The organism is Serratia sp. 201 (assembly GCF_037027545.1).
Lineage (GTDB): Bacteria > Pseudomonadota > Gammaproteobacteria > Enterobacterales > Enterobacteriaceae > Serratia > Serratia bockelmannii.
Window position 1 is genome coordinate 186,546 of record NZ_JAXCHC010000003.1, and the last position, 16,883, is coordinate 203,428.

At 59.9% G+C, this 16,883-nt stretch carries 15 protein-coding genes; 9 read left to right on the plus strand and 6 right to left on the minus strand.

Annotation, left to right across the window (positions count from 1 at the left end):
• The first annotated feature begins 2 nt into the window (after positions 1-2).
• From mlaC to murA, 4 genes are all read left to right on the plus strand, one after another.
• Entirely contained in the window at positions 3-632 is a 630-nt protein-coding gene (gene mlaC / locus WA302_RS16525; protein WP_025304372.1) for a phospholipid-binding protein MlaC, read from the plus strand.
• The gene (gene mlaB / locus WA302_RS16530; protein ID WP_025304371.1) at positions 632-934 is read left to right on the plus strand and encodes a lipid asymmetry maintenance protein MlaB; all 303 of its coding nucleotides are present in this window, start codon (positions 632-634) and stop codon (positions 932-934) included. The genes mlaC and mlaB overlap by 1 nt, the downstream gene beginning before the upstream one ends.
• A 140-nt stretch (positions 935-1,074) precedes the next feature.
• Entirely contained in the window at positions 1,075-1,329 is a 255-nt protein-coding gene (gene ibaG, locus WA302_RS16535) for a BolA family iron metabolism protein IbaG (protein ID WP_025304370.1), read from the plus strand.
• A gap of 55 nt (positions 1,330-1,384) precedes the next feature.
• Positions 1,385-2,644, plus strand: a complete 1,260-nt coding sequence (murA, locus tag WA302_RS16540) for a UDP-N-acetylglucosamine 1-carboxyvinyltransferase (protein WP_004937068.1) — start codon at positions 1,385-1,387, stop codon at positions 2,642-2,644.
• A gap of 71 nt (positions 2,645-2,715) precedes the next feature.
• Here the strand turns inward: murA and degS are convergent, their stop codons facing one another.
• The 3 genes from degS to zapG form a co-directional block, all read right to left on the minus strand.
• Positions 2,716-3,774, minus strand: a complete 1,059-nt coding sequence (gene degS / locus WA302_RS16545) for an outer membrane-stress sensor serine endopeptidase DegS (RefSeq protein ID WP_025304369.1) — start codon at positions 3,772-3,774, stop codon at positions 2,716-2,718.
• 88 nt (positions 3,775-3,862) lie between these two features.
• A complete protein-coding gene (gene degQ / locus WA302_RS16550; protein WP_025304368.1) occupies positions 3,863-5,233 on the minus strand; it encodes a serine endoprotease DegQ in 1,371 nt (456 codons plus the stop codon).
• 174 nt (positions 5,234-5,407) lie between these two features.
• Entirely contained in the window at positions 5,408-5,809 is a 402-nt protein-coding gene (gene zapG / locus WA302_RS16555) for a Z-ring associated protein ZapG (protein WP_004937074.1), read from the minus strand.
• A 231-nt stretch (positions 5,810-6,040) separates the two neighbouring features.
• On the opposite strand from zapG, the gene zapE reads away from it, so the two are divergent.
• The 5 genes from zapE to sspB all read left to right on the plus strand — a co-directional run bounded on the left by zapE (position 6,041) and on the right by sspB (position 9,753).
• The gene (gene zapE, locus WA302_RS16560; protein ID WP_033644501.1) at positions 6,041-7,168 is read left to right on the plus strand and encodes a cell division protein ZapE; all 1,128 of its coding nucleotides are present in this window, start codon (positions 6,041-6,043) and stop codon (positions 7,166-7,168) included.
• A 275-nt stretch (positions 7,169-7,443) separates the two neighbouring features.
• Positions 7,444-7,872, plus strand: coding sequence for a 50S ribosomal protein L13 (rplM, locus tag WA302_RS16565; RefSeq protein WP_004937079.1), 429 nt, complete (start codon positions 7,444-7,446; stop codon positions 7,870-7,872).
• 15 nt (positions 7,873-7,887) lie between these two features.
• Positions 7,888-8,280 carry a 30S ribosomal protein S9 gene (rpsI, locus tag WA302_RS16570; RefSeq protein ID WP_004937080.1) on the plus strand — a complete coding sequence of 131 codons (393 nt, stop codon included), beginning with the start codon at positions 7,888-7,890 and terminating at the stop codon, positions 8,278-8,280.
• Positions 8,281-8,605: 325 nt separating this feature from the next.
• A complete protein-coding gene (gene sspA / locus WA302_RS16575) occupies positions 8,606-9,247 on the plus strand; it encodes a stringent starvation protein SspA (protein WP_025304366.1) in 642 nt (213 codons plus the stop codon).
• A gap of 5 nt (positions 9,248-9,252) precedes the next feature.
• Positions 9,253-9,753: a ClpXP protease specificity-enhancing factor gene (gene sspB / locus WA302_RS16580; RefSeq protein ID WP_025304365.1), complete on the plus strand. Its 501-nt coding sequence runs from the start codon at positions 9,253-9,255 to the stop codon at positions 9,751-9,753.
• A gap of 62 nt (positions 9,754-9,815) precedes the next feature.
• On the opposite strand, the gene WA302_RS16585 is transcribed toward sspB, so the two are convergent.
• The 3 genes from WA302_RS16585 to gltB all read right to left on the minus strand — a co-directional run bounded on the left by WA302_RS16585 (position 9,816) and on the right by gltB (position 16,353).
• Entirely contained in the window at positions 9,816-10,295 is a 480-nt protein-coding gene (locus tag WA302_RS16585; protein ID WP_049204372.1) for a hypothetical protein, read from the minus strand.
• A 164-nt stretch (positions 10,296-10,459) separates the two neighbouring features.
• Positions 10,460-11,878: a glutamate synthase small subunit gene (locus WA302_RS16590; RefSeq protein WP_043141970.1), complete on the minus strand. Its 1,419-nt coding sequence runs from the start codon at positions 11,876-11,878 to the stop codon at positions 10,460-10,462.
• Between the two features lie 14 nt (positions 11,879-11,892).
• Positions 11,893-16,353, minus strand: coding sequence for a glutamate synthase large subunit (gene gltB, locus WA302_RS16595; RefSeq protein WP_049208322.1), 4,461 nt, complete (start codon positions 16,351-16,353; stop codon positions 11,893-11,895).
• Positions 16,354-16,883: the final 530 nt, after the last annotated feature.

Here is a 16,883-nt window from a genome sequence, read left to right on the forward strand (position 1 = left end):
GCATGTTTAAACGTTTACTGATGGTGGCTCTGCTGGTGGTTGCACCGCTGGCGAGCGCAGCCGACCAAACCAATCCTTACAGCATGATGCAAGACGCGGCGCAGAAGACTTTCAGCCGTTTGAAGAACGAACAGCCGAAGATCAAGCAGGACCCGAACTACCTGCGTGCCATCGTGCATCAGGAACTGATGCCGTTCGTGCAGGTGAAATACGCCGGCGCGCTGGTGCTGGGGCGTTACTACAAAGAGGCAACGCCTGCGCAGCGCGAAGCTTACTTCACCGCCTTCCAGGCTTACCTGGAGCAGGCTTACGGCCAGGCGCTGGCGATGTATCACGGCCAGACTTACCAGATCGCGCCTGAACAACCGCTGGGCAATGCCGACATCGTGGCTATTCGCGTCACCATCATCGACAACGGCGGCCGTCCGCCGGTGCGTCTGGATTTCCAATGGCGCAAGAACAGCAAAACCGGCTACTGGCAGGCGTATGACATGATCGCCGAAGGCGTCAGCATGATCACCACCAAGCAGAACGAGTGGGCGTCTACGCTGCGTACTCAGGGCATCGACGGCCTGACCAAACAGCTGCAGGCCGCCGCCGCGCAGCCTATCACGCTGGACAAGAAAAACTGATGTCGGCAGCGCTCAGCTTCGAATCAGAGCAGCAGACGCTGATCCTGCGCGGTGAACTGGATCGGGAAACGCTGCAGCCGCTGTGGCGGCAGCGCGACGCGCTGATGGCGGATAAAACCGCGATCGACGTGGCGCAACTGCAGCGCGTGGACTCCGCCGGGCTGGCGCTGTTGCTGCATCTGCAGGAAGAGCAGCGCCAACGCGGCGTAGCGCTGAAAATTTTCGGCGCCACCGAGCGCCTGAAAACGCTGATCGCGCTCTACAACCTGCAGGCGATAATGCCTGTCGATACCGTCGGTTAGCGGCGTTTTACGCCGCCATTGCGTGGTAAAACGATACAAAGCCCCTGTTATGCAGGGGCTTTTTCTTTAGTTTAAGAAAACATCGTATTCCACTAAGATACTAGGCTGTTTATGATCCTTTAGCGGCAGAACTGGATACTATGGAAACCAACGAGATTAAAGACGTGCTGATGCAGGCATTGGCACTGGATGAAGCACATGTGACGGGCGACGGCAGCCATTTTCAAGCGATCGTGGTCGGTGAACTGTTCGCCGGCATGAGCCGCGTCAAAAAACAGCAGACGGTTTACGCACCGCTGATGGAATACATTGCTGACAACCGCATTCATGCCTTGTCTATCAAGGCGTACACCCCTGAAGAGTGGCAGCGAGACCGCAAACTCAACGGATTTTAAGGCTGTTTGCCCTGCTGGGCGGGCAGCTTCAGATTAGATAACAGAGAGTAGTCAGATGGATAAATTTCGTGTGCAGGGTCGGACCCGCCTGAGCGGTGAAGTGTCTATTTCCGGGGCCAAAAACGCCGCCCTGCCGATCCTGTTCGCCGCCCTGTTGGCGGAAGAGCCGGTCGAGCTGCAGAATGTCCCGAAGCTGAAGGACATCGACACCACCATTAAACTACTCAACCAGTTGGGTACCAAGATTGAGCGTAACGGTTCGGTCTTCGTGGACGCCAGCGGCGTGAACGAGTTCTGCGCCCCTTACGATCTGGTGAAAACCATGCGCGCTTCCATCTGGGCGCTGGGGCCGCTGGTGGCGCGCTTCGGCCGCGGTCAGGTTTCCCTGCCGGGGGGCTGCGCGATCGGCGCGCGTCCGGTCGATCTGCACATCACCGGCCTGGAGCAACTGGGTGCCGAGATCAAGCTGGAAGAAGGCTACGTTAAGGCGTCCGTCGAGGGCCGTCTGAAGGGCGCGCACATCGTCATGGATAAGGTGAGCGTGGGCGCGACCGTAACCATCATGAGCGCCGCGACTCTGGCGACCGGCACCACCGTTATCGAGAACGCCGCACGTGAGCCGGAAATTGTCGATACCGCCAACTTCCTCAATACGCTGGGCGCGAAGATCAGCGGCGCCGGTAGCGACAAGATCACCATCGAAGGCGTCGAGCGTCTGGGCGGCGGCGTGTATCGCGTGCTGCCTGACCGCATCGAGACCGGGACCTTCCTGATCGCCGCCGCGGTTTCCGGTGGCAAAGTGATGTGCCGCAACACCCGCCCGGATACGCTGGATGCGGTGCTGGCCAAGCTGCGCGAAGCCGGTGCCGATATCGAAGTGGGTGAAGACTGGATCAGCCTGGACATGCACGGTAAACGCCCGAAAGCGGTCACCGTGCGCACCGCGCCGCACCCGGGCTTCCCGACCGACATGCAGGCCCAGTTCAGCCTGTTGAACCTGGTGGCGGAAGGCACCGGCGTTATCACCGAGACCATCTTCGAAAACCGCTTCATGCACGTGCCGGAATTGATCCGCATGGGCGCACACGCGGAAATCGAGAGCAATACCGTGATCTGCCATGGCGTTGAGCAGCTGTCCGGCGCTCAGGTGATGGCGACCGATCTGCGCGCTTCCGCTAGCCTGGTGATCGCCGGCTGTATCGCCGACGGCGTGACCGTCGTCGATCGCATCTATCACATCGATCGCGGCTATGAGCGTATTGAAGACAAGCTGCGCGCGCTGGGTGCGAACATCGAGCGTGTGAAAGGCGAGTAAGGCATTAGCGCCGGCGCGGCTGCATCGGCAGGATGAAAATCAAAGGGCCGGCTATCAATGCCGGCCCTTTTTTAATTGCTGTCTTCCGGGAATTCACCCACCGTCATTTTCAGCGTAATGCGTTTGCCGTCGCGCAGCACGATGACCGGTATCTCGGTGCCCGGTCTGATCTCTGCTACCTGATCCATGGTTTCCAGCACGGACACCGCCGGTTTGTTATCCACGTTGATGATGATGTCGTTGATCTGGAAACCGGCGCTGCTCGCCGGGCCGTTCGGCGTAATTTCGGTCACGATGATGCCCTGCAGGCGATCGATGCCGGAATTGGAGGAGCGCAGCGGAATGATCTCTTTGCCCTGAATGCCGAAATAGCCACGGATCACGCGGCCGTCGCGGATCAGCTTGTCCATGATTTTGGTGGCCAGCTCGATCGGAATGGCAAAACCGAGACCCTCCGGCGTTTCGCCGTCGGTGATTTTGTCATAGGTCAGGGTATTGATGCCGATCAGCTCACCCAGCGAGTTGACCAGCGCGCCGCCGGAGTTGCCGCGGTTGATTGAGGCGTCGGTCTGCAGGAACGTCTGGCGGCCGGTGGTGCTCATACTGATGCGCCCGGTAGCGCTGAGAATGCCCTGAGTCACGGTTTGCCCCAGGTTATACGGGTTGCCGATTGCCAGCACCACGTCGCCGACGTGGGCAACGCGATTTTTATTGGTCGGGATCACCGGTAAATTGCCGGGATCGATCTTCAGCACCGCCAAATCGGTCAGGCCGTCGGAGCCGACCAACAGCGCTTCGTAGCGGCGGCCATCCTGCAACACCACGGTGATCTGCTGAGCGTCTTTGATCACGTGGCGGTTGGTGATGATATAGCCGCGTTCGTTCATGATCACGCCGGAACCGAGCGACAGCACGTTGGCGGCGCCGTTCAGATTGCGGTTGTAGATGTTCACCACGGCGGGCGCGGCGCGGCGCACCGCCTTGTTGTAGCTCACCGGCGTTTCGTCGCTGGTATTCTCGGTTTTCTCTGCAAACAGGCCGTTGGAAGAGCGCAGCATGGGCAGAGCGACCAACAGCAGGCCGGCAACGATGAGACCGATAACGACAGAACGCAAGAGCTTAGCAAACATGGAGTTTTCGTGGTGTGGTGAACGATGTTCGGAGGATAGCATGAGTTAACCGGGCGCAGTATGTCACCGAGCCCGGTTTTTGCACAAATTAACGCAGCAGCAGATAAATGGTTTCGTTACCGCGCACGATATTGAGCGCCATCACCGGTGGCTTGGCCTCCAGCACTTTGCGCAGCGTAGTGATGTTGTCCACGCGCTGACGGTTGACGCCGATGATCACGTCGCCTTTCTGCAGGCCGATCTGCGCCGCCGTTGACCCTTTATCCACGTTCTCCACCTTCACACCCTTGTCACCGCTCGGCAACGCGCCGTTACTGAGGGAGACGCCCTGCAGCGCTGGCGACAGCGTTTCGGCATTGGTCGAGGCGCTCTCGCTGTTGTCCAGCGTGACCGAGACTTCCTGCGGTTTGCCATCGCGCAGCAGGCCCACCTTGAGGGTTTTGCCCGGCGCGGTGGTGCCCACCTTGGCGCGCAGTTCGGCGAAGCTGCTCACCGGTTTACCGTCGACGGAGACCAGGATATCCCCAGCCTTGATGCCCGCCTTGGCGGCGGCGGATTTCGGCAGCACTTCGCTGACGAAGGCGCCGCGCTGCGCGTCGGTGTTGAAGGCTTTGGCCATATCCGGGGTCATTTCGCTGCCCTTGATGCCCAGCAGGCCGCGTTTCACTTCGCCGAATTCAATCAGCTGCTGGCTCAGGTTCTGCGCCATATTGCTCGGAATAGCGAAGCCGATGCCGACGTTGCCGCCGCTCGGCGCCAAAATGGCGGTATTGATGCCGATCAGCTCACCATTCAGATTAACCAGCGCGCCGCCGGAGTTACCGCGGTTGATCGAGGCGTCGGTCTGAATGAAGTTTTCCAGCCCTTCCAGATTCAGGCCGGAACGCCCCAACGCCGAGATAATGCCGGAGGTAGCGGTTTGGCCCAGGCCGAACGGGTTGCCGACCGCGACGGCAAAGTCGCCGACGCGCAGCTGATCGGAGTCGGCCATCTTGATGGCGGTCAGGTTTTTGGTGTCGCTGAGCTGCAGCAAGGCGATATCGGATTGCTCATCGCGGCCAACCAGCTTGGCGTCCAGCTCGCGCCCGTCGTTCAACTGCACGCGAATTTTATCGGCGTTGTTGATGACGTGGTTGTTGGTCAGCACGTAGCCTTTGGCGGCATCGATGATCACGCCGGAACCCAGCCCCTCAAACGGGCGGGAGCTCTGCTGTTGGCCGGGGAAGTTAGGGCCGAAGAAGCGTCTGAACTCTTCCGGCAGCTGTTGACGCTGCACCTGAGTGCCGGCGACATGCACGCTCACTACGGCCGGCAAGACTTTTTCCAGCATCGGCGCCAGGCTCGGCAGCGGCTGCCCCTGAACGGCGACGGGCAGGGCCGCGTTGGCCACCGGTACGGAGCTGAGCGTCAGGCCGAGGCTCATTGCCAATGCACTAAGAATTAACGACTTTTTCTTCATTGATTATAACTCTCTCAATACCTGCCGATGAAAATTTGATGATAAGGCAATCACCTTGTCATAGTGAAGGGTAAGACCGTGAATTTGCGTGCAAAGTTCAGTAAAGGTAATGCGAGGGAAGGTCAAGACGGTAAACGCGAGGAAGCCCGCGGGTGGCCCCGCGGGCGAAGGGGATCAGTCGCGGCGCGCGCTTTGCCCGCGCAGCAGGCCGGAGGCGCCTTCCGAATAGTCGCGCGGCATTTCCACCGGCGCTTGATCGTTGTCTGCTTCCGCTTCGGTCAGGCGATAGCGGAACGGATTTTCCTGCATCGGCAGATCCGGCAGCAGGTTGTTCGAGCTTTTCGCCATGTGCTGATACAGCTGACGATAATCGCGCGCCATGTTGTCCAGCAGCTCGGCGCTGCGGGCAAAGTGGCCGACCAGCTCCTGACGGTACTCTTCCAGCTCGGTTTTGCTCTTGTCCAGCTCGTTCTGCAGGACTTGTTGTTGACGTAATTTACGGTTGCCAAAACGCATCGCCACCGCACCAATCACGATACCGACGACCAAACCAATCAGCGCATACTCCCAGGTCATGATGACTCCTATTTTGACTTCGTTGTTCCGCAGGGATTTTTCACTTAATAATATCCACTATAACCGTTAACCTTGTCCGAGTGGAATCCTGATGCGCTTCCACCTAATTTTTACAGGGTTTTCAGCGGCGCCCGCAGCGGGTATTTGTGGCGATAACGGTGCGAATCGGCATCAACTTGCCGCCAACGTTGGCTAAATAATTTCTAAGCGTTCTTAGGGAACATCGAACAGATGCAGGCACTATCACCGTTATCTCGCTACCAGCAGGCGCTGGATGCGGGTGAATATCAGGCCGATGAGGTTCAACGCCGGGCCGTGACTCAACTGGATCGCATTTATCAGGCTCTGCTGCAAAAGCCGGCGGCGAGCGCGCCTGCCGGCGGGCTGCGCGGCAAGCTCAGCCGCTTGCTGGGCAAGGGCGGCGACACGGCGCCACAGCGCCCGGTGCAGGGGCTGTATATGTGGGGCGGCGTCGGGCGCGGCAAAACCTGGTTGATGGATATGTTCTTCCACAGTTTGCCGGGCGATCGCAAAATGCGTCTGCACTTTCACCGCTTCATGCTGCGGGTGCATGAAGAGCTGACCGAGTTGCAGGGGCGGGAAAACCCGCTGGAAATCGTCGCCGACGGCTTTAAGGCCGAGACCGACGTGCTGTGCTTCGACGAATTCTTCGTGTCCGACATCACCGACGCCATGCTGCTGGCCACGCTGCTGCAGGCGCTGTTCGCGCGCGGCATCACGCTGGTGGCCACGTCGAACATCCCGCCGGACGATCTGTACCGCAACGGTCTGCAGCGGGCGCGTTTCCTGCCGGCCATCGATCTGATCAACGAGTACTGCGACGTGATGAACGTCGACGCCGGCATCGACTATCGTCTGCGTACCCTGACCCAGGCGCACCTCTACCTGACGCCGCTGAGCGACCAGACGCGCGAGACGCTGGATCGGATGTTCGTCAAGCTGGCGGGCAAGGCGGGGGAGGACGCGCCGGTGCTGCAGATCAACCATCGGCCGCTGCAGGCGATCCGTTCGGTGGACGGCGTGCTGGCGGTGGATTTCCACACGTTGTGCGAAGAGGCGCGCAGCCAACTAGACTACATCGCGCTGTCGCGGCTGTATCACAGCGTGATCCTGTATAATGTGCGGGTGATGGGGCCGCTGAAAGAGAATACCGCGCGCCGTTTCCTGGCGTTGGTGGACGAATTCTACGAACGGCACATCAAGCTGGTGATCGGCGCCGAAGCGTCGATGTTCGAGATCTATCAGGGGGTGCAGCTGAAATTTGAATTCCAGCGCTGCCTGTCGCGCCTGCAGGAAATGCAGAGCGAAGAGTACCTCAAGCTGCCGCATCTGCCCTGAATCTGCCGGGCTTGCCGCCGCCATATCGCCGGTTGTCCGCCGCCGGCGATAAATTTATTTTCCATTCAAAAACCGTTCGATCTTTGTGAGCGACTTCTCTATAATCTTGCGACCCCACGTTACAACAAAGTTTTTTTTCCCAAAAACTTTATAGTGCCGGCAATGGCTATTCGAAGGGGTAGGTTTGCTGGACTTGTATGGTCGTGTGAGCCTCAACTGTTTTCGAGCGTTTGGGTGTTCACCAACGTGTAACTAATTATTGGGTAAGCTTTCTAATGAAAACTTTTACAGCTAAACCAGAAACCGTAAAACGCGACTGGTACGTTGTTGATGCAGATGGTAAAACTTTAGGCCGTCTCGCTACTGAACTGGCTCGTCGCCTGCGCGGCAAGCATAAAGCGGAATACACCCCGCACGTGGATACCGGTGATTACATCATCGTTCTGAACGCTGACAAAGTTGCTGTAACCGGCAACAAGCGTACAGACAAAGTGTACTACCACCACACCGGCCACATCGGTGGTATCAAGCAAGCGACCTTTGAAGAGATGATTGCCCGCCGTCCTGAGCGCGTGATTGAAATCGCGGTTAAAGGCATGCTGCCAAAGGGCCCGCTGGGTCGTGCTATGTTCCGTAAACTGAAAGTTTACGCGGGCACCGAGCACAATCACGCGGCACAGCAACCGCAAGTTCTGGACATTTAATCGGGATTAATGGCAATGGCTGAAAATCAATACTACGGCACTGGTCGCCGCAAAAGCTCCGCCGCTCGCGTCTTCATCAAGCCGGGCAACGGTAACATCGTTATCAACCAGCGCAGCCTGGAACAGTACTTCGGTCGCGAAACTGCCCGCATGGTAGTTCGTCAGCCGCTGGAACTGGTCGACATGGTTGGCAAACTGGATCTGTACATCACCGTTAAAGGTGGTGGTATCTCCGGTCAAGCTGGCGCTATCCGTCACGGTATCACCCGTGCGCTGATGGAGTACGATGAGACTCTGCGTTCTGAACTGCGTAAAGCTGGCTTCGTCACCCGTGACGCTCGTCAGGTTGAACGTAAGAAAGTCGGTCTGCGTAAAGCACGTCGTCGTCCGCAGTTCTCCAAGCGTTAATTTTCGCTGCTTCGGCAGTGCGATTTACGCAAAAAACCCGGTGCTTCACCGGGTTTTTTTATGCCTGAAATCCGCCGTCCCCGACTAAAATCTGTGGCATATCAGACAATTCAACATGAATTCGCCGCACTGCCCCCACAAAACAAGCAAAATCTGGTAAACTATCACCCACTTTTGCGCCTGTTCGCCGTGCAGTTGACCTCCTGGGCCGGTTTTTTATGGGTTCGGGTCGCGCTGCGTGCTGCCGGCCTGCGGCAAGATTATTCAGGATAGCAGCCTGTCAGTTGGCTATTCGCAGTATTTTCTAGATAACTTGGAGGTTTTCATGGCTGTCGCTGCCAACAAACGTTCGGTAATGACGCTGTTCTCTGGCCCGACCGACATTTTTAGCCATCAAGTACGTATCGTACTGGCGGAGAAAGGTGTCAGCGTCGAGATCGAGCAGGTCGAAATGGATAACCTGCCGCAAGATCTGATTGACCTCAACCCTTACCAGACGGTGCCTACGCTGGTCGATCGCGAACTGACCCTGTATGAATCCCGCATCATCATGGAATACCTGGATGAGCGCTTCCCGCACCCGCCGCTGATGCCGGTTTACCCGGTTGCCCGTGGTGAGAGCCGTCTGATGATGCTGCGCATCGAGAAGAACTGGTACTCGCTGATGGACAAGATCGAGAAGAGCAGCGGTCAGGAAGCGGAATCCGCCCGTCGTCAGCTGCGTGAAGAGCTGTTGGCGATCGCGCCTATCTTCGGCCAGACGCCGTATTTCATGAGCGAAGAGTTCAGCCTGGTGGATTGCTACCTGGCACCGCTGTTGTGGCGTCTGCCGCAGCTGGGCATCGAATTGAGCGGCGCCGGCTCTAAAGAGCTGAAAGGCTACATGACCCGCGTCTTCGAACGCGACGCTTTCCTGGCTTCCCTGACCGAAGCCGAGCGTGAAATGCGCCTGCAAACCCGGGGCTAAGCGCGATGGACATGTCTCAGATGACGCCGCGTCGCCCGTATCTGTTGCGGGCGTTCTACGACTGGTTGCTGGATAACCAGCTGACGCCGCACCTGGTGGTCGACGTGACTCGCCCGGATGTTCAGGTGCCGATGGAGTTCGCGCGTGATGGCCAGATCGTGTTGAATATCGCGCCGCGCGCGGTAGGCAACCTGGCGTTGGGCAACGAAGACGTGCAGTTTAACGCACGTTTCGGCGGCGTGCCGCGTCAGGTTTCGGTGCCGATGGCAGCCGTACTGGCGATTTATGCGCGTGAAAACGGCGCCGGCACGATGTTCGAACCGGAAGCCGCCTACGACGAGAGCGAAGGCGTGTTCGAAGGTCTGGACAATGAGACGATCCCGTCGGAAACCCTGATGTCAGTGATCGACGGCGATCGCCCGGATACCGCGGAAGATGACGGCCCGGACGACGAACCGCCGCAGCCGCCGCGCGGTGGCCGCCCGGCGCTGCGTGTGGTGAAATAAGCCCGCGTGAACAAACGAAAAAGCACCCCGTGGGGTGCTTTTTTTTGCCCGGACGAAGCGGATCAGCCTTTCAAGGCGGCAATGCAGGCATCGCGCGGCGCGCTGAGATCGCCTACGCGCACGGTGGACAGCGCGTGGGCTGCACGCTCACGGAAGCTGGTGATGGCGGTGTCGCCTTGCACTTCCGGTGGCGCGGTGCAGATGTCATTGAGCGGCAGACCGTTGCCTTTGTTGAGCGCCTGCAATACCGCCGCCGGGTTGTAGATCAGGGCCGCGGAGAGGGCAGATTTAATGCCGGCGGTAAATCCGGCATTGCCGCCGCCGGCCAGCTTGGGCGCCAGAGCAATCCAGTTGTCGTCCCCCAACCGGATGCTGTTTTCCACGGCGCTGAACTGCCCGGCTTTGCCCAACTGCGCCACGACCGGCCGCGCGCCGCGCGCTTCGATATTGTAACCGACCTCCTGCGAATCCAGCGCCAGGGCTGAGGCGCTGAAACTGACGGCCAGCAGCGCGCCGGCCAACAGGGAAATGGAGCATTTCATGTTCGCTATCCTTATCTCGGTGTCAGGCGCAGCCGCGCCCTGCAATGGTGCTAACTCAATACTATAGCGCGTTGAGGCAGTGAGGAGAGGGGCGGTTGTTACAAAGCGTGGCCGGTTAAAACAAAGGCCCGGCAACGTGCCGGGCCTTTGGCGGTACGGAAGGTTTACACTTCCAGGTAGTTCATGATGCCGTCTGCCGCTTTGCGGCCTTCGGCGATCGCCGTCACCACCAGGTCGGAGCCGCGGACCGCGTCGCCACCGGCGAAGATTTTCGGGTTGCTGGTCTGGAATGCGTTGTCGCTGCCTTCCGGCGCCACGATGCGGCCCTGTTTATCGAGCTGCACGTCGTGCGCCGCCAGCCAGTCCATACGGTGTGGGCGGAAGCCGAACGCCATCACCACCGCGTCGGCGTCGATAACGTGTTCGGAACCCGGTACCTGCTCCGCCGCCTGACGGCCGTTGGCATCCGGTGCGCCCAGCTGAGTGCGCACCATTTTCACCCCGGCCACGCGGCCGGCGCTGTTCAGTTCGATGCTCAGCGGCTGCAGGTTAAACTGGAAGTCCACCCCTTCTTCCCGCGCGTTCTTCACTTCGCGCTTGGAACCCGGCATGTTGGCCTCGTCGCGGCGGTAGGCGCAGACGACCTGCGTCGCGCCCTGACGCACCGAGGTACGCACACAGTCCATGGCGGTATCACCGCCGCCCAGCACCACTACCCGCTTGCCTTCCATGCTGACGTAAGGCTCGTGCTGCTCGGTTTCATAGCCCATCAGCTGCTTGGTGTTGGCGATCAGGAACGGCAGCGCGTCGTACACGCCCTGCGCTTCCTCATTCTCCAGGCCGCCGCGCATCGACTGATAGGTACCGACGCCGAGGAACACCGCATCGTACTCGCTCAGCAAGGTCTCCATGCTGATGTCTTTGCCCACTTCGGTGTTCAGCTGGAACTCGATGCCCATCTCGCTGAAGATGCCGCGGCGTTTGACCATCACTTCCTTTTCCAGCTTGAAAGCCGGGATGCCGAAGGTCAGCAGGCCGCCGATCTCTGGATGACGGTCATACACCACCGCTTTGACGCCGTTGCGGGTCAGCACGTCGGCGCAGGCCAGCCCGGCAGGGCCGGCACCGACGATCGCCACGCGCTTGCCGGTCGGCTGTACGTGAGACATGTCCGGCTTCCAGCCCATTTCGATGGCCTTATCGCTGATGTAGCGCTCGATATTGCCGATGGTGACCGCGCCGAACTCGTCGTTCAGAGTGCAGGAGCCTTCGCACAGGCGATCCTGCGGGCATACGCGGCCGCACACCTCCGGCAGGCTGTTGGTCTGATGCGCCAGGTCCGCCGCTTCCATGATGCGGCCTTCGTTGGCCAGTTTCAGCCAGTTCGGGATGTAGTTGTGCACCGGGCACTTCCACTCGCAATACGGGTTGCCGCAGGACAGACAGCGGTCCGCCTGGGCCTTGGCCTGGGTTTCCGAAAACGGTTCGTAGATCTCGACGAACTCGATTTTGCGGATCTTCAGCGGTTTCTTTGGCGGATCAACACGCTGCAGGTCGATAAATTGATAAACGTTCTGGCTCATTAATGACCTACCTCTTACTGCGCCTGCACCCGCAGCTCGGCTGCGGAGCGGCTACGGTGACCCAACAGCGCTTTGACATCGCTAGACTTCGGTTTGACCAGGGCGAACTTTGGCGCCCACTCCGGCCAGTTGGCCAGGATCTCTTCCGCGCGGGAAGAGCCGGTCGCCTGCACGTGTTCGGTGATCAGGCCGCGCAGGTGCTCCTCATGGATCGCCAGCTGATCGACATCCAGCACTTCCACCAGCTCCGGATTCACGCGCTTGCGGAACTCGCCATCTTCGTCCAACACGTAGGCAAAGCCGCCGGTCATGCCGGCACCGAAGTTGATGCCGGTTTTACCCAGCACACAGACGATGCCGCCGGTCATGTATTCGCAGCCGTTGTCGCCGATGCCTTCCACCACGGTGATGGCGCCGGAGTTGCGCACCGCGAAGCGTTCGCCCGCGCGGCCGGCAGCGAACAGCTTGCCGCCGGTGGCGCCGTACAGGCAGGTGTTGCCGACGATACTGGCTTCATGGCTGCGGAAGGCGGAGCCGATCGGCGGACGCACTGCGATGCTGCCGCCGGCCATGCCTTTGCCGACATAGTCGTTGGCATCGCCGGTCAGGGTCAGCTCGACGCCGCCGGCGTTCCAAACGCCGAAGCTCTGCCCGGCGGTGCCGGAGAAGTGCGCCTTAATAGGATCGGCCGCCATGCCCTGATCGCCGTGCACGTCGGCGATCGCGCCGGACAGCATGGCGCCCACGGAGCGGTCGGTGTTGCGAATGTCGAAGTAGAAGGTTTTACCCTGCTTCGCTTCGATGTACGGCTGCGCCTGCGCCAGCAGCTCTTTGTTCAGCAGGCCCTTGTCGAACGCCGGGTTGCTGCTTTCGGTGCAGTACACCGCTTTGCCCGGATGCGGCGTGGCGGTTTTCAGCAGCGGCGACAGATCCAGCTTGTTCTGCTTGGCGGAGATGCCGTCCAGCTCGGTCAGGAACTCGGTGCGGCCGATCAGATCCACCAGTTGGCTCACGCCCAGTTGGGCCATGATCTCGCGGGTTTCACGCGCGATAAACTGGAAGTAATTCGTCACGCGTTCTGGCAGGCCGTGGTAGTGATCGCGGCGCAGCTTGTCGTCCTGAGTCGCGACGCCGGTCGCGCAGTTGTTGAGGTGGCAGATGCGCAGGTATTTGCAGCCCAGCGCCACCATCGGCCCGGTGCCGAAGCCGAAGCTTTCCGCGCCCAGGATCGCCGCTTTGACGATGTCCACGCCGGTTTTCAGGCCGCCGTCCACCTGCAGGCGGATCTTGTGGCGCAGGCCGTTGGCCACCAGCGCCTGCTGGGTTTCCACCAGGCCCAGTTCCCACGGACAGCCGGCATATTTCACCGAGGACAGCGGGCTGGCGCCGGTGCCGCCGTCGTAACCGGCGATGGTGATGAGATCGGCATAGGCTTTCGCCACGCCGGTGGCGATGGTGCCCACGCCCGGCTCGGACACCAGTTTCACCGAGATCACCGCCTTCGGGTTGACCTGCTTCAGGTCGAAGATCAGCTGCGCCAGATCTTCGATCGAGTAGATGTCGTGGTGCGGCGGCGGGGAGATCAGCGTCACGCCCGGCACTGAATAACGCAATCTGGCGATGTACGGAGTGACTTTGTCGCCCGGTAGCTGGCCGCCTTCGCCCGGCTTGGCGCCTTGCGCGACCTTAATTTGGATCACGTCGGCGTTCACCAGGTAGGCCGGCGTCACGCCGAAGCGGCCGGAGGCCACCTGTTTGATGCGCGACACCTTGTTGGTGCGGTAGCGCGCCGGATCTTCGCCGCCTTCGCCAGAGTTGGAGAAGCCGCCGAGACCGTTCATGGCGATCGCCAGCGACTCGTGCGCTTCCGGGCTCAGTGCGCCGATCGACATCGCCGCGGTGTCGAAGCGTTTGAACAGCGACTCCGCCGGTTCGACCTGATCGACCGGGATCGGTTCACCTTTCGGCGTGATGGCCAGCAGATCGCGCAGCATGGCGATCGGCCGCTCGTTCACCAGCTTGGCGTAGGCCTGATAGTCGCTGTATTCCCCGCTGTGCACCGCTTTTTGCAGCGAGTTCACCACGTCCGGGTTGTAGGCGTGGTATTCGCCGCCGTGCACGAACTTCAGCAGGCCGCCTTGCTCCAGCGGCTTGCGTTTCAGCCAGGCCCGCTTGGAAAGGTTCTGCAGATCCTGCTGGAAATCGCTGAAGCTGGCGCCGCCGATGCGGCTGACCACGCCCTGGAAGCACAGATCCGCCAGATCGCGGTGCAGGCCGACCGCTTCGAACAGCTTGGAGCAGCGGTAAGAGGCGATGGTCGAGATGCCCATTTTGGACATGATTTTGTACAGGCCTTTGTTGATGCCGTTGCGGTAGTTCAGCATCACGTCGCGGTATTTCTTGTCGATCGCCTGGCTGTCCACCAGCTTGGCCAGGGTTTCATAGGCCAGGTACGGGTAGATGGCGGTCGCGCCGAAGCCGAGCAGCACGGCGAAGTGGTGCGGATCGCGGGCGCTGGCGGTTTCAACGATCAGGTTGGCGTCGCAGCGCAGGCTTTTCTCCACCAGGCGGGTTTGCACGGCGCCAACGGCCATCGGAGCCGGTACCGGCAGGCGGCCGGGCGCGATGGCGCGGTCGGACAGCACCAACAGCACTGCGCCTTCGCGCACCTTACGTTCCGCTTCGTCGCACAGGGCGCGAATGGTCTGCTCCAGATCCTGCTGCTGCGGATCGAAGGTCAGATCGAGGGTCTCGGCGCGATAGTATTCGCCTTCCAGCGTGGTGAGCTGTTTGAAATCGGAGTACAGCAGGATCGGCGATTTGAAGCTCAGACGGTGCGCCTGGCCTTCGGCTTCGCAGAACACGTTCATTTCACGGCCGATGCTGGTGGCCAGCGACATGACGTGCGCTTCGCGCAGCGGATCGATCGGCGGGTTGGTGACCTGCGCGAACTGCTGGCGGAAGTAGTCGTAAACGATGCGCGGCCGGCTGGAGAGCACGGCGAACGGGGTATCGTCGCCCATCGAACCGGTGGCTTCCTGGCCAATCTCGCCCAGCACGCGGATCACCTGATCCAGCTCTTCGCTGCTGTAGCCGAACTGTTTCTGGTAGGTTTCGAGCTGCGCGTCGTCGAGCTCGCGGCTGCCGACCTGATCGTCCGGCAGATCTTCGAACGGCACCAGGCGTTTGACGTTTTTCTCCATCCACTCTTTATACGGGTGGCGGCTTTTCAGATCGTTGTCGGTTTCCGCTGAGTGCAGGATACGGCCGCTGCGGGTGTCGATCACCATCAGCTCGCCGGGGCCGACGCGGCCTTTTTCCACCACTTCATCCGGCTGGTAATCCCAGATGCCGACTTCGGAGGCGCAGGTGATCAGCTTGTCTTTGGTGATCACGTAGCGCGCCGGGCGCAGGCCGTTGCGATCGAGGTTACAGGCGGCGTAGCGGCCGTCGGACATCACGATGCCGGCCGGGCCGTCCCACGGCTCCATGTGCATCGAGTTGAAGTCGAAGAAGGCGCGCAGATCGCCGTCCATGTCCGGGTTGTTTTGCCAGGCCGGCGGCACCAGCAGGCGCATGGCGCGGATGAGATCCATCCCGCCCGCCAGCAGCAGCTCCAGCATGTTGTCCAGCGAACTGGAGTCGGAGCCGGTTTCGTTGACGAACGGCGCGGCGGCCTGCAGATCCGGGATCAGTGGCGTTTGGAATTTGTAGGTACGGGCACGCGCCCATTGGCGGTTGCCGGTGATGGTATTGATTTCGCCGTTGTGCGCCAGGTAGCGGAACGGCTGCGCCAGCGGCCAGCGCGGCACGGTGTTGGTGGAGAAGCGCTGGTGGAACAGGCAAATGGCCGACTCCAGGCGCAGGTCCGCCAGATCGAGATAGAAGCGCGGCAGATCCGCAGGCATGCACAGGCCTTTATAGATCGTCACCAGGTTGGAGAAGCTGCAGACGTAGAAGCTGTTGTCCTGCACGCGTTTCTCGATGCGGCGACGCGCCACGAACAGGCGGCGCTCCATATCGCGCGGGCGCCAGCCGGCCGGGGCATTAACGAAGATTTGCTCGATGCGCGGCAGGGAGGAGAGGGCGATTTCACCCAGCACGTCCGGGTTAGTCGGCACTTCACGCCAGCCGACGATCGACAGCGTTTCGTTTTGCAGCTCTTCTTCCACGATGCGGCGGCTGAGGCGCGCTTCCTCTTCATTCTGGCTGAGGAACATCATGCCGACGGCGTAGTTCTTGGCCAAACGCCAGCCGCGCTCTTCCGCCACCATGCGGAAGAAGCGATCGGGTTTTTGCAGCAACAGGCCGCAGCCGTCGCCGGTCTTGCCGTCGGCCAGGATCGCGCCGCGGTGCTGCATGCGGGCCAGCGCGTGAATGGCGGTGCGCACCACCTTGTGGCTAGGTTCGCCTTCTATGTGGGCGATCAGGCCGAAACCACAGTTGTCCCTCTCTTGGGATTTATCGTACAACATATCGTGAACCTCCCCAGGCTCTGCGTGACTCTCACAACCTACTGCGAGGGGGCTTCCCAATTTCAGGCAGAAGTCCAATCAGCAAGTTAACCCCGCCAATCTGCTTTTCCGCCCTCCATCAATGGCCTCTCGTGACGGTCTCACAAGTGGTATAGGACTTGTTTTAAGAGGGAGTCTTCAATTACTGCATAAATATGACGAGACGTTTGCCCGTCCAGAAAGCTTCCAGCGGACTTCCAACTTAGCGAGAAAGAATTCGCAGGTCAAATGTGGGCTTAAGATAGATTCTTATCGAATTAATGATGTTTATTTATTTGATAAATAAGTAATTTAATGCATTTTTGCACTGTCGTGGGGCAACACCGATCCCCGCAGAAGTGTGAGCTGTCTCACTATAGTGCAACCCCTTAATCTCTGCACCATGCTAGTGCGGGGGTTAATGCCAGAATTTTATTCTATAAGATATTGCTTGGCTGATGTTTATGACTATTTTTCACCGTGTTGTCATATTGCCGTTAACGGTTGCGTGA